This is a genomic window from Streptomyces sp. TRM49041 (genome assembly GCF_008271805.1).
Taxonomy (GTDB): Bacteria; Actinomycetota; Actinomycetes; order Streptomycetales; family Streptomycetaceae; genus Streptomyces.
Genome location: NZ_VSRY01000092.1, coordinates 41,176 through 53,313, shown reverse-complemented (window position 1 = coordinate 53,313; position 12,138 = coordinate 41,176). Strand labels below are relative to the sequence as shown.

Genomic DNA, 12,138 nt, shown 5'->3' with positions numbered 1-12,138 from the left:
ACGGCTCACCGGCCTTGGGGTCTGCACGGCCAGGTGCCCGACGCCCCCGGCGGCGCGGTGGTATTACAAGCGCTGGATGCCGGCCAGGGCCGACGTCATGCGAGTGGGACACGCCCCGAGACCTGAGGCCCGGCGTCCAGATGCGCTGCGATGCGCCCGATCGTCCGGGCGTTGTCCTCGAACAGGTGCCCTTGCATGCCCGCCATCTGGGCCGCCTCGACGTTGACTGCCACATCGTCGACGAAGAGACAGTTCTCTGGAAGCACGTCCAAGCTGGCGCATGCGGCCTCGAAGGCTCGCAGGTCGGGCTTGCCGATACCGATCTCGTGCGAGTAGACGATCTGTTCCACCAGGTCGTCGAAGTGGTACAGCGCCGCCTCCCGCTCTCGGGCGCCGACGAAGCTGTTACTCAGGATTCCCAGCCTGCAGATTCCCTGCAGCCCTCGCACATACGCGATGAGTTCCTCGTTCGGGGTCCCCAGGTACTCCGCCCACAGATCAGCCATGAGGGATTCGACCTGGGGCGCGTCGAGACCCAGGCGGGCAGCCACCTGCTCGTGCACCTCCCTCTCGCTCACGCTGCCGATGCTCCCAGCACGCCACACGTCGCGCATCCGCTCATTCACAGTGCCCAGCGGCAGTCGCAGCCGTTGTTCCCACCGTTGCACCCACCCCGTCTTCGGGGTGATCTCCAGCACTCCACCGATATCGAGAATGACACAGGTCGCGGTCACGCGAACTCCCCCTCTTCGTCCCTGTGGCCGGCGAGCACACAACGCCCGCTGATGTGATCTATGGAGACACTGTTGTCCGTCCCTCCGGGGCAAGGTCAAGCGATATTGGAGTCTTGTGACAGCTCTGTCCCAGGCGCCGACGTCATCCGGTCGCATCGGCAGGGTGCCGTCAAGGCTGGTATCCGAAGACACTCAGCCGGACGCTGACGTCAGAACGCTTCAACGGACGCGGTCGCAGGCCCGCAACGACGTTGCCCGACGAGACACGAACCCTGATCCGCCGACTGAGTCGCAAGCGCGAGTCAGGCTGAACCTGGCCTGCAATCGCCGTAGCCTTAGCTGTTAAAGATCTCTAGCAAGCACCTCTACGGCCTGCCGACGCCCCCGGGTGTCATGCTTCGGGTCATGATTGAGCCACCTTTGAACGGCATCTCGCCGGTGATCCCGCCGGTCGCCGCTTCCTGGCAACGCATCGACGCCTGGCTGGCCCGTCATGCGCCCGCTCGACTCGCTGAGCTTCGCCCTCCGGCTTCGTCACATGCGATCGACCGACTCGAAAGCGCATTGAACGTACGCCTCCCCGCCGACCTACGTGCATCGTTGCTGTGCCACGACGGGGATTCTTCCTACCTCGGCATCTTGCCGTGCGGCCCGCTGTACTCCACGAACGCCTGGTGTGGCTGGTGTGGTCATGGCGTCGGAGCCCTCGTGGGTAGCCCCGTTCACAGGGCTGGGTCCACGGCAGTCGGCCAAGCTCGTCGACACGTCCCGGCGGAGGGGGTGGTGCGAAGAGGGTCCGCAAGGGACGTCCCTGGAGCCCGCCCTTGGAGGGCCGGGTACTTCCGGTCGCCGCGTACCGGCGCACGAACCTGACCTTGCGTCAGCTTGCGCCAGTGGCCGGGGTCTCGTAGTCCGTGGCCGACCGCATCAACCACCTCGGGCCGTCGCTCGCGCTGCAGCCCCGCAGGCGGTACCGCAAGGACACCGTGCTGATCGTGGCCGGCACCCTGGTCCCCGCTCGCGGCCACAGCATCGCCGAGCAGCCGAAGTCATCCGCGCTGCCCGCCCGCAGGGCGGATCGGCCGCACACCCGGCCGGAACACCCCTGGCGGCGTCCATGGCACCGTCGCCGCCGCCGCGATCCAGCTCCGGCTCCGACCGCGAGATGCGCCTTGCACCTGGTCACGCCCAGAACTTCCCGCAGCCAGCAGCGTCGTCGCCTACAGTGCCGAAGACATGCCGGCACCTGCATCCTTCGCATTCGTTCGCCACATCGACGGACTCCGATACCGCTTCAAACGTGACGGCGAGCACAACGGCCGCCCGGCCTACCGCCGAACAGACGGGAACGTGTGGTGTGTCTGGTCTCCGACCGCTGGCTGGCACTGCGAGGTCGCTGACGGCCTCGTCACCGCCCAGCCCCTCAACAGCCACGCTGACGAACCCGAGCCCCCGGCCACCGTCTGGCGCAGCTTCAAAGGCGACCGCTCCTACCTCTACGACCTCCAGACCCTCGCCCCCGAAGCATGATCCGCCGGACAGCGCCCAGGAGGCGACCAAAGGACCACTGGTACTGGACCGGCCCCGGTGACGTTCCCCGAACGCGGCCTGGACATGCCTCGACGCCCTCCTTGCGGCAAGGAGCCCATCCAACGCCCCATCACCTCCCCCCCTCAGCCTACGCACGACGCCCACCCGACCTGGCCCCGAACACGTCCGGTACGTGTGTACGTCAGTCGGGCACCGGGGCATGGATTCCGTGGCGACGGACGGTGGCCGGGCGGCAGCGGAGGAGTCGGCGGAGGGCTAGGAAGCCGCCCCGCAGCGCACCGTGCCGGGCCAGGGCCTTGACCGCGTACGTGGAGCAGGTCGGAGTGTAGGGGCAGCAGGGCGGGCGGGTGGGGCTGACGGCGACCCGGTAGTGGCAGACGGCGTCGTAGAGCGCGCGGGCGGCCCGTCCGGCCGGGCGCGCGGCGGCGGGGTCGCCGGTGCGCTGGCCCTTCCGGCCTGCGGCGGGCCGGATCAGCGCCAGGAACAGGCTCCCCACCCACATCCAGGGGCAGCACGAGTGGCACATGGTGCAGCTGTCCGACGTGCCCTCAAGGCAGTTCTCGCACCGCTTCCGAGATTTCTCGGGCCTTCGCCGCCGCACCGTTCTCCTCCTGACGCCCGACCCCGATGTTACGGGGCTGAGCAGCGGAGGCAGCGGGCCATCACTCGGCGATGCTCTTCTCGAACCTGATCGTCACCTGCTGGTCCGGCCGCACACTGGGGGCGCCCCTGGCACACAAGCCGACGGCTCACAACAATCAACCGTCTGCGCACAGTACTGTTTCCCCCGACGTCCGGTGCCCCCTCCGGCTCTTGGACATCGGTTCATGGTGCTGCGTCACAGGGCACAGGATTGCAGCCGGCAGCCCCCACAACCGGCGACTTCTGTCGATGCGTTGGGGGAGCGACGGCTGCAGGAAGGAGCCCCCATGGACAGAGTCGTTGATCTCGATGAGGCCGCCGCCGTTCTGGACGAGCGGAGCGCGAGCTGGAGGTCAGCCGGCCTCGACGTCGGCCACATGACCTGGAGGGACGCAGCCGCGTCGTGGCCTCAGCCGCTGGAGACCGACCGGGCTCGGGTGCACGACCCCGACTCGGTTGGTGTTGTCGTATCCGGTCCGGCGGAAGCCGTGTTGTCGGTTGTGCTGTTCCGGGGTGGTTGGGCCGACGTGGACTTTATTGCCGAGCTCGATGACTCTGGCCCCCTCCCCGCCTCGGGCATCGCCTCAGCGGGAGACTTCGGGAGCCGGTTGGATCAGTGGGTGGCTCGTGCCTTCGGGGTGCTCGGCAGCGTGGAGTGAATCCTGGCCGCTCAGGCGAACGGCAGCATCGTCGCGACCGGCTACGAGCCCTACCGCCTCGCCATCACCCGCGCCCGCGCTGAGGAGCAGCGGGCGTCGTAGCGCTCCAGTTCGGCGACGGGCGGGCGTGGGACATGGTCGGGTGATCTCCACGAGCACCTGGGAGCCGTCGGCCAGGAGCACGAAACCCTCGTGGACCAGAGAACCGTCCGGAGTCGGGTGAGCGGTTTCGAGTTCCCTGCCGAAGGCGATGAGCTGGTCGTGCGGGCGGGTGCGGTCCCGTAGTGATGGGTCGAGGGCGGCACAGGTCGGGGCTGTAGCCGAAGCCTTGCTCCCCACCGCCACTTGACTGCAGGCCGACTCGGGTGGCAGGGGCGCCGTATGCGTGCCGGGGAGGCGTGACGGTGCCCAACGCGGGCACTAGGGCGTCATGACCGTATCGAAGACAAGCGTCCTGGTGCTGGACAGCAGCGACCCCGAGACGCTCGCCGAGTTCTACGCACAGTTGCTCGACGCCCGTGTACGGCGCTGTGCCGACCCCGACTTCGTCGATGTCGTGGGCCAGGACGGCGTGCGACTGACGATACGCCGCGACCACTGCCACGCACCGCCCAGCTGGCCCCGGCCGGACGACTCCCAGCAGGCTCACCTGCACATCCTCGTTGCCGCTGCCGACATGGACGCGGCGGAGCGTGAGGCCGTGAGCCTGGGGGCCCGGCCGATGGAGGCCCGGGATGACGTCGGCCACGGTGACGTACGTGTCTACGCGGACCCCGCCGGGCACTCCTTCACGGTCGTGGCACATGAGGGGCGCGCCTGAGGCGGGCATCGGGTGCGCCGAACGCCGCTCTCGGCTGGAGAGGGACGGGGCCGTCGCGCCCGAGCCGACCGACTGCCCATGATCTCTCCGGCCCCGCCCCGCCCCCGGAGCCGGCTCCGGCCTCGGCCCCGGCTTCGCCCGCGTAGCCGCATTCTTGTGGGTACTTGGCGACGAGCGGCAACGGGTCGATGCTGTTCGAGGGTTGGCCGGAGGGCGGAGCCGGTGAGACCTGCGGCGATGCGATGGGTCAGGAGGCCGACTGGGCGTCAAGGACGCCTCTCCAGGCGGCGGTGGCCCCGGTCGGAGAAGGAGCCGACGCTTCGGAGAGTTCTCGACCGAACGAACGGTGTCAGGAAGTACGCGGTCTTCAGCGGAAGCACGTCGTGCACCTTCCGGTGCACCAGTCCATCGGTCTCCATCTCGCGGAGTGCCTGAGTCGGCACCTTCTCGCTGATACCTGGCAACCTGCGGCGCAGCTCGCCGGGACAGTGCGGGTCTCATCCGCGCTTGCGGAGGTACGCCTCCAGTTCTGCGGCGCCGGTCAGCATCGCCCGCCCGCGGGCGGACAGCCGGCCGTGCCAGTCACGCAGGGCGGCCTCCAGCGGCTTCAGCCCGCCGGCCGCCCGCACCTGGGTGATCAGCGGGGCGATCTGCTCCAGTGGGTAGCCGCCCCGCCTGAGCTGGTGGGCGAGCCGGGCGTCGCGTACGTCGGCTTCGTCGTAGACGCGGTATCCGGTGAGCGGGTCGCGGTGCGGGTGCACCAGCCCGGCGCGCTCCCATTTGCGCAGCGTCGCGGGTCGGATGCCGAGCTTCGCCGCCAGCGGCCCGATGAACGTGCCGCCGGGTCCTGACACCGCGGCCGGCTCCGTCCCCACACCGGGCTCGGGCACCGTGGCGGGTACCAGGTCGCGGAGGGCGCTCTCCACGGCCTGGAGGGTCCGCCGGTCGTCGAGGAGCTGGGCGTGGCCGACGTCGATGAGGCGGAACGCCTCATCGACCGCACCCTGGTTCACGGCGCGCATGATCGACGTCGCCGTCCGGTGGCCGTGGCCCGGCACCAGGGCAAGAAACGCGCGCAGAGCACCCGCGTGCAGCGAGGTGTAGGTGCGGTAGCCGTGGGGTGTGCGCCCGGCGGCCGGAAGGATGCCGGACTCCTCGTAGTTCCTGATCGCCTGCGTGGACAGACCGTGCCCGCGCGCCAGGTCAACCGGCCTGAGCCGCTCGGCGTTTTGAAGGTTTCGCCCCATGGAGCTGATGGTATTGCGAGAAAGTTTCAACCGAGGGTTCAACGATACCGTTGAGGGCATGGCTACCGACATCAAGGACACCGTCCATTCCGTCGAGGCTGCCGCCGTCATGCGGCTGTTCCCTGCCCGGCCGCAGCTGCTCGCCCTGGGCGAGCCCACCCACGGCGAGGAGACTCTGCTCGAACTGCGCAACGAGCTCTTCCGGCAGCTCGTCGAGCAGGAGGGCTACCGGACGATCGCGATCGAGAGCGACTGCATGATGGGCCTGGTCGTGGACGACTACGTCACCTCGGGCACGGGCACTCTCGACGAGGTCATGGAGCGCGGATTCAGCCACGGCTGGGGCGCGTCCGCGGCCAACCGCGAGCTGGTGCGCTGGATGCGCGCCTACAACGACGGCCGGCCCGGGTCCGAGCGGCTCCGCTTCGCCGGTTTCGACGGACCGCTGGAGATCACCGGCGCCGCGAGCCCCCGGCAGGCCCTCACCTCACTCCACGGCTACCTCGCGTCCCGGGTGGACGCGGACCTGCTCCCCTGCACCGGGGAAACGCTCGACCGCCTGCTCGGCGCCGAGGACCGGTGGACCAATCCCGCCGCGATGATGGAACCGGCCCAGTCCGTGGGGCGGTCTGCTGAGGCGGGTCAGCTGCGGCTGCTCGCCGACGATCTGGTGGCGCTGCTCGACGTGCAGATGCCGCACTTGATCACGGCGACCTCGCGGGACGACTGGGACCGGGCGTGCCTGTACGGGCGCACGGCGACCGGCCTGCTGCGCTACCACTACTGGATGGCCGACACCTCACCGGCCCGCATGACGCGGCTGGTGGGGGTGCGGGACCAGATGATGGCCCACAACCTCCTCGCCGTCGCCGCTCGGGGCCCGGCGCTCGTCCACGCCCACAACTCCCATCTCCAGCGGGAGAAGAGCACTATGCGGATGGGCGGGATGCCGCTGGAGTGGTGGAGCGCCGGTGCGCTGGTGAGCGCCCGGCTCGGTGAGGGGTACGCCTTCGTGGCCACGGCGCTCGGCACGATACGGCACCGGGAAGTGGACGCGCCGCCGCCGGACACGGTCGAAGGACTCCTGTACGCGCTCCCGGAGGACCGCTGCGTCGTCGACGCCCCACGGCTGTCCACCGTCCTCGGCGACATGCGGCCGGCGCCCCGCGTATCCCCCTGGTTCGGCTACGCCCCGCTCGACCCGGCCCACTTGGCGGACAGCGACGGCATCGTGTTCGTCAAGGACGTCCCGGAGAGCTAGGGGTTGTCTCCACGGTTGGCCTACGGACGCCGTTCCTGGCGGTAGTGGGCTGGTACTCGGCGTACGTACGCCCGCGTGAGCACCTTGAGCGCGTACGCGGGACCTGCGGGGCGTGCATCCGCCAAATGCCTCGTTGGCCAGTGCCCGCATGTCGATCAGGTCAGGCGTCGGCAGGTGGCTGTGCAGCTTCGCGGAGTCGCGCCGTCGGCGTGGCGGGAGCCCGTCACCGTGGTGTCGTCAGGTGAGGGTAGTCGTGCGCAGCAGGAGGATGGCGATGTCGTCGGTGTGCCGGGCGTTGGGCCAGGCGCGGTGGAGGATGGCGTCGATGACCGCGTCGAGGTTCTTCTGGCCGCTGTTCTCGGCGAGGTGCGCGGCGAGGTCCGCAGTGGTCCGGTCGACGTCGGTGCCGGGGACTTCGATCAGGCCGTCGGTGTAGAAGGCGAGTGTCGTTCCGGGGGTGAGCGGCAGGGTCGTCAGGGGGTAGGACACGCCGAGGTCGGTGCCGAGCATGGGGGCGGGGTCGAGCGTCGGGACGCCGGGCGGCCGGCCGGGCTGGTGCAGGAGTGGGGGCGGGTGGCCCGCGCTGGCCAGGGTGGCCTGACGGCGGGCCAGGTCGAGGTGGGCGTAGAGGCACGAGACGAGCAGGTCGGTTTCCAGGTCGGCCAGGACGTGGTCGGTGCGGGCGAGGACCTGGTCGGGTGGGGCTCCGGCGGCGGCGTGGATGGCGGTGCGGACCTGGCCCATGAGGGCCGCGGCGGCGACGTTGTGGCCCTGGACGTCGCCGATGACGGCCGCGGCTGCGGTCTCGTCGAGGCGGATGAGGTCGTAGAAGTCGCCGCCGATGTCCATGCCGTGGCTGGACGGGAGGTAGCGGGCGGCGACCTGGAGGCCGGGTACGGCGGGGAGGCTGCGCGGGAGGAGAGTCTGCTGAAGGCCGTGGGCGAGGTCGTGTTTGGCGTCGTACAGGCGTGCACGGTCCAGGGCCTGGGCGATCAGGCCGGCCAGGGAGGTGAGCACGGCGCGTTCGTCGGCGCTGAAGGTGCGGGGGCGGTTGTAGGACAGGACGCAGCAGCCGACGGGCCGGCCTGAGACGATCAGGGGCAGGAACGCCCACGCCTGCTTGTCGCTGATGCGCGGGGCTCTGGGGTAGCGGCGGGCCATCGCTTCGGGGCTGGAGAAGAAGCTTGGGATCCCGTCGGACAACACCTGCCCGGCGGGGGTGAGTCCGGTGTCCAGGGGCAGGCCGTCGAGCCGGTCGATGACCTGGGGGTCGTATCCGCGATGGCCGGTGATCTTCAGGCGGCCGGCGTCGGCGGCGGACAGGACGAGGCTGTCGGCGCCGAAGGCGGGCAGGACCTGGTCGCCGATCAGCTCGACGACGTCGCGGACGGCGACGGTCTCGGTCAGCGCGGCCGCCAGGTGGACCAGCTGGTAGAGCCGTCCCGTCTGTGCGGGGCCGGCGGACGCGGAGGCGGTCCGTCCCCGTGTCGTCGCGGGCGGCGGCTCGTCGCGGGCGGCTGCCGGGGCCCGGGTGATGCGGACGCTGATGCCGCTGGCATCCGGGTAGAGCTGGAAACGCAGCCAGTTGTCCGGTGGGCGGAGGGCGGTGAAGGCGACCGGGTCTCGACTGATGACAGCGGTGCGGTAGTGGTCCTCGACGACGGGGTCGTCCAGCCAGGGCAGCGACTGCCAGGGCCGGGTGCCGAGCAGCCGGTCGGCGCCGCGGCCGAGCATGGTCTCGGCCGCGGCGTTCAGGAAGGTGATCCGGCCCTGCAGGTCCAGGGCGAGTGCTCCTTCGGGCAGCCGCTCGGCGTAGTCGGCCGCGGCGTGCGGGGGCTCACGGCCGTGCGTAGGGGATCCGCCGATCGGAATGGAGCGGGGCTGGTCGGGCACGCCGGGTGGCGATGCGGACTCGTCCAGCACACGGGCGATACGGCGTGCGGCGGAGGTGATGTGGGCCCGCTCGCGGCGGGTGGCCTCATGGGGATGGCTGGCCGGCCACAACAGCAGCAGGGCGCCCCGGCACCGGGTGCGGCCGGGCAGGGGCGCGGCGGCGAGCGCGAAACGGTAGGGCAGGCCGGCGGCCGCGCGCGGGTAGGCGCGGGCCATGTCGTCCTGGGAGCCGACCCACACCAGGCGGTCCTCGCGAGCCGCCTCGCTGACCGGGACCGGGGCGGCCAGCGGTGTCCGGCGCCACGGCAACGCCACCTCTGCGGGCACCCCGCACATCACCACCAGGTCGAGCACCTGCTCCGACTCGTCGAGGAGGAAGATCCCGCCGGCGGAGGCACCGGTACGCCGCACCGTGTCGGCCAGCGCCTCGTCCAGCAGGCCGGCGTCTCCGGAGTCCTCACCGCTGCCAGGCACCGAGTCCCCCCGACGAGCGGACGTCCGCGGCAGCCCCCGTCCCGGGCGGACCCACCGCGGCCGGGCGTGCCCCAGGACGCGACCGCCGGTCCCTGAGGGGCGTCGCCGACGGTGGCGCGGAGCAGTCGCTGTACGCGCGGGGGCGTACCCACTCGGCCATGCCTCTACCGTACGACCCCAAGCCCCCGCGGGTCCTGGCCGTCGGTGAGCGCCTCGGGGTGGCACCCCGCGTACGGAAATGAGTACGGGCACTCAGGTCCGCGGTCCGCCTCACCGCCGACGATGAGGATCTTCGTCGTCGTCGCCCTGGAGAATCTCATGCTCAGCCGCCTTGCAGACGTTCTCGTGCCCGCCGTCGGACGTCTCACGGTCACCACGGACGTCGGGGCCGCCTGCGCGCCGGGCAGCATCATCGCGGCGAACCACACCTCGCTCGCGGACCCCGCCGTCGTGCTTGCCGCGTTGCGGTGTCTCGGTGTGCGGCCGGTCGTCATGGCCGCCGCCGGCCTGTGGCGCATACCTGTGCTCGGCCGGGCCCTCGCCCGCGAGGGTCACATCCCCGTGTATCGCGGGGACCGGCGTGCCGCCGACGCGCTGGATCTCGCCGTAGCCGCTGTGAAGGAGGGGCGGCAGGTCCTCATCTACCCCGAGGGCGGGCTCCCGCTCCGCAGAGGCGTCGGCGAAGCCCCGCCCCGCTCCTTCCGCACCGGCCTGGCCCGCCTCGTGGAGCGCACGGGTGCGCCCGTCGTCCCGGTCGGCCAGGCCGGTGCGCGCCGGATCGCCTCGGGCAACGCCGCCAAGCAGCTCGCCGGGGTGGTCACCGCGCCGCTGCGCCGCCCGCGCCTGCACGTCCATGTGGGTGCGCCACTCACATCGACCGGCGACCATGGCGAGTGCACGGCCCAGGCGCATCGGGCGGTGTCGGCCGCGTGGCGGACGGCGGCCGGCCATCTCGGTGAGCCCTGCACGCAGCCGGTCGTGCAGGGGCTCGCCGGGGCGGCAGGCGGCTCTCCGCGCGCCTCGCGACCTGCTCGGCGCCGTACGCCGTCGGACGGCCGGGGGTGACATCGGCGACGGCCTTCCGGCGCGGCGGTATCGGAGGATCTCAGACCTGCTTGCGGGTCTTGATGAGGAACCGCGTGGTGTGGGCGACGAAGGCGCCCTCGCTCCGGCTCCGGTGGTGAAGTCGCCGTCGGCGTTCCCGGTACTGGTCGACGGTGCAGCCGGGCACCATCCAGATCACCTTGCGCAGGAAGTCGCTCACCGCGCCGATGCCGAGGAACTCGGTGCGCGGGGACTCCGGACGCTGGTTCACGGGCCTCCGGCCGGCCGCCTCGGCCGCCCGCCGGGCATCGTCGGGGTGGCGTCTGAGACGCATCTCCTGCGTCGAACCCCTCGTCGGCGAGCGGGAGCGGCGGCTCGTCCTCGTCCGCGACGACCACCGCACCGCGCGAATGCGGCAACCGGGTGGCCTGGGTCGACGTTGGGCGGCCAGGACTCGGTGGCCACGACCGGGGCGGCAGCTTCGGCACCCCGGCCCGGTTCCTCCCCTCCCCCGGGGCCGGTGACGCCGGGTCGACCCGGCCCCGGGGCTGCGGCAGGGCTGACGCCGGTACCGGTCGACGGCCCACTGTCCGGTCGGCACCGATCTGCCGAGGTGGGGAGCCGCCCGCGGACGACGCCACCTCCGGGGAGCCACCGGTTTCTGGAGGTGCGCCTCCGTGCCCGGGAGGGGTGCGGGCATGGGCGGTCGGCGTGTCAGCGTGTCAGCGTCACCCGGACACGGTGCCGTAGGGCCCCGGAAGCGGTTCGACCCTGTCGAGCCAGGTGCGGGGGACGTCGTCGATGCCCGTGCGGGCTGCGACGACTCCGCCGGTGATGGCGCACGTGGTGTCGACGTCGCCGAGTCCTTCCGCGGTGGTCCACAGGGCAGCGGTCAGGTCGTCCGGGTGACGGGCCGCCGACCAGAGGGCGAAGGGAACGGTGTCGTCGGCCCGGACGCGCTGACCGTTGCCGAGGAGGCCGGCGGCGCGCCAGGGCTCCGTGGTGAAGGGGAGGTCGGCGGCGCGTGCGAGGCCGGCCCTGACCGCGCTGTCGGGCGTGTGGCGGGCGACCATGCGCAGGTCGAGGCCGTCATGGACGGACAGGGCGGCGGCGACGGCGACCGCCACGGCACCGGCGACGGCCTCGGGGTGGGCGTGGGTGACCCGTGCGGATGCCTCGGCCTGGCGGACGGCGAGACCGAGGTCGTCGGCGTACCAGGCACCGAGCGGAGCGATCCGCATCGCGGCGCCGTTGCCCAGGCTGCCCTGTCCGTCGAACAGTTCAGCGGACAGGGTGGGCCAGTCCTCCGGCACTTCGAGGAGTCGGGGCAGCAGTTCGTGCATACCGGCGCCGTATCCCCGGCCGGGGTCGGCCCGGTATCCGGCGGCGAACGCGAGGGCGAGTTCGGCCGGACGGATCTCGCCGTGCCGTTGGAGGACGTGCATGATGCCGAGGGCCATCGCGGTGTCGTCGGTCCAGTGCCACCGTGGCTCCTGCGGAGTGCGGCGGGCACGGATCTCGTCGATGGCCTGCCGCGGCTGCCGAAAGAGCGGGAACCAGCGTTCACCGAACGCGTCACCGAGGCCGAGACCACGGAGGCTGTTCAGCGCCGGGGCGGGCACGGGGGCAGGGGCTCGGTCGGCTGTGTCCATGGCGTCTTCCTCCCGCGCTGTCCCGTTACCTCGCACCAGGGTTGTGGAGCCCGGTCGCCTGTCCTGACACGTCGTCGGGGCGGCTCCCGTGCCCGAGCGGCCCCACCGTCGGGGCGACGACCAAACAGCGTGCGGTGATCCCGGGGGCTTTGCGGCGCATC

General features: G+C 71.5%; 12 protein-coding genes and 3 pseudogenes. 7 read left to right on the top strand and 8 right to left on the bottom strand.

Going from position 1 to position 12,138, the window contains the following annotated elements; genetic code table 11:
- Window positions 1-95: 95 nt before the first annotated feature.
- Complete coding sequence (locus tag FVS66_RS08595) at window positions 96-734, bottom strand: HAD family phosphatase (protein WP_149180412.1); 639 nt, start codon at window positions 732-734, stop codon at window positions 96-98.
- Window positions 735-1,127: 393 nt separating this feature from the next.
- On the opposite strand from FVS66_RS08595, the pseudogene FVS66_RS36770 reads away from it, so the two are divergent.
- From FVS66_RS36770 to FVS66_RS08585, 3 genes and pseudogenes are all read left to right on the top strand, one after another.
- A pseudogene (locus tag FVS66_RS36770) lies at window positions 1,128-1,361 on the top strand (hypothetical protein); the annotation flags it as partial.
- Between the two features lie 49 nt (window positions 1,362-1,410).
- Window positions 1,411-1,786: pseudogene (locus FVS66_RS08590) on the top strand (IS5/IS1182 family transposase); the annotation flags it as partial.
- A 184-nt stretch (window positions 1,787-1,970) separates the two neighbouring features.
- Entirely contained in the window at window positions 1,971-2,264 is a 294-nt protein-coding gene (locus FVS66_RS08585) for a hypothetical protein (RefSeq protein ID WP_149180411.1), read from the top strand.
- A 202-nt stretch (window positions 2,265-2,466) separates the two neighbouring features.
- On the opposite strand, the gene yidD is transcribed toward FVS66_RS08585, so the two are convergent.
- Window positions 2,467-2,781 carry a membrane protein insertion efficiency factor YidD gene (gene yidD, locus FVS66_RS08580; protein ID WP_262386878.1) on the bottom strand — a complete coding sequence of 105 codons (315 nt, stop codon included), beginning with the start codon at window positions 2,779-2,781 and terminating at the stop codon, window positions 2,467-2,469.
- A 433-nt stretch (window positions 2,782-3,214) separates the two neighbouring features.
- Between yidD and FVS66_RS08575 the strand changes: the two genes are divergently transcribed.
- Window positions 3,215-3,586, top strand: a complete 372-nt coding sequence (locus FVS66_RS08575) for a hypothetical protein (protein ID WP_149180409.1) — start codon at window positions 3,215-3,217, stop codon at window positions 3,584-3,586.
- A gap of 430 nt (window positions 3,587-4,016) precedes the next feature.
- The gene (locus tag FVS66_RS08570; protein ID WP_149180408.1) at window positions 4,017-4,406 is read left to right on the top strand and encodes a VOC family protein; all 390 of its coding nucleotides are present in this window, start codon (window positions 4,017-4,019) and stop codon (window positions 4,404-4,406) included.
- A 266-nt stretch (window positions 4,407-4,672) separates the two neighbouring features.
- Here FVS66_RS08570 and FVS66_RS08565 read toward each other — a convergent pair.
- Together FVS66_RS08565 and FVS66_RS08560 are read right to left on the bottom strand one after the other, a co-directional pair.
- Window positions 4,673-4,900, bottom strand: a pseudogene (locus tag FVS66_RS08565) (winged helix-turn-helix transcriptional regulator); the annotation flags it as partial.
- A gap of 3 nt (window positions 4,901-4,903) precedes the next feature.
- A complete protein-coding gene (locus FVS66_RS08560; protein ID WP_149180407.1) occupies window positions 4,904-5,653 on the bottom strand; it encodes a TioE family transcriptional regulator in 750 nt (249 codons plus the stop codon).
- A 58-nt stretch (window positions 5,654-5,711) separates the two neighbouring features.
- Here FVS66_RS08560 and FVS66_RS08555 point away from each other — a divergent pair, with 58 nt between their 5' ends.
- Complete coding sequence (locus FVS66_RS08555) at window positions 5,712-6,914, top strand: erythromycin esterase family protein (RefSeq protein WP_149180406.1); 1,203 nt, start codon at window positions 5,712-5,714, stop codon at window positions 6,912-6,914.
- A gap of 237 nt (window positions 6,915-7,151) precedes the next feature.
- On the opposite strand, the gene FVS66_RS08550 is transcribed toward FVS66_RS08555, so the two are convergent.
- Complete coding sequence (locus tag FVS66_RS08550; RefSeq protein ID WP_149180405.1) at window positions 7,152-9,281, bottom strand: SpoIIE family protein phosphatase; 2,130 nt, start codon at window positions 9,279-9,281, stop codon at window positions 7,152-7,154.
- A 164-nt stretch (window positions 9,282-9,445) separates the two neighbouring features.
- Window positions 9,446-9,601, bottom strand: a complete 156-nt coding sequence (locus tag FVS66_RS34870) for a hypothetical protein (protein WP_187645444.1) — start codon at window positions 9,599-9,601, stop codon at window positions 9,446-9,448.
- On the opposite strand from FVS66_RS34870, the gene FVS66_RS08545 reads away from it, so the two are divergent.
- Window positions 9,600-10,346 (top strand): lysophospholipid acyltransferase family protein, encoded by a 747-nt coding sequence (locus FVS66_RS08545; RefSeq protein WP_149180430.1) that lies wholly within the window; start codon window positions 9,600-9,602, stop codon window positions 10,344-10,346. The two genes, FVS66_RS34870 and FVS66_RS08545, sit on opposite strands and share 2 nt — an antisense overlap.
- Before the next feature lie 40 nt (window positions 10,347-10,386).
- Here FVS66_RS08545 and FVS66_RS36765 read toward each other — a convergent pair whose 3' ends face one another.
- Both FVS66_RS36765 and FVS66_RS08535 read right to left on the bottom strand, forming a co-directional pair.
- Window positions 10,387-10,596 carry a hypothetical protein gene (locus FVS66_RS36765; protein WP_149180404.1) on the bottom strand — a complete coding sequence of 70 codons (210 nt, stop codon included), beginning with the start codon at window positions 10,594-10,596 and terminating at the stop codon, window positions 10,387-10,389.
- 457 nt (window positions 10,597-11,053) lie between these two features.
- Window positions 11,054-11,977 (bottom strand): ADP-ribosylglycohydrolase family protein, encoded by a 924-nt coding sequence (locus tag FVS66_RS08535; protein ID WP_149180403.1) that lies wholly within the window; start codon window positions 11,975-11,977, stop codon window positions 11,054-11,056.
- Window positions 11,978-12,138: the final 161 nt, after the last annotated feature.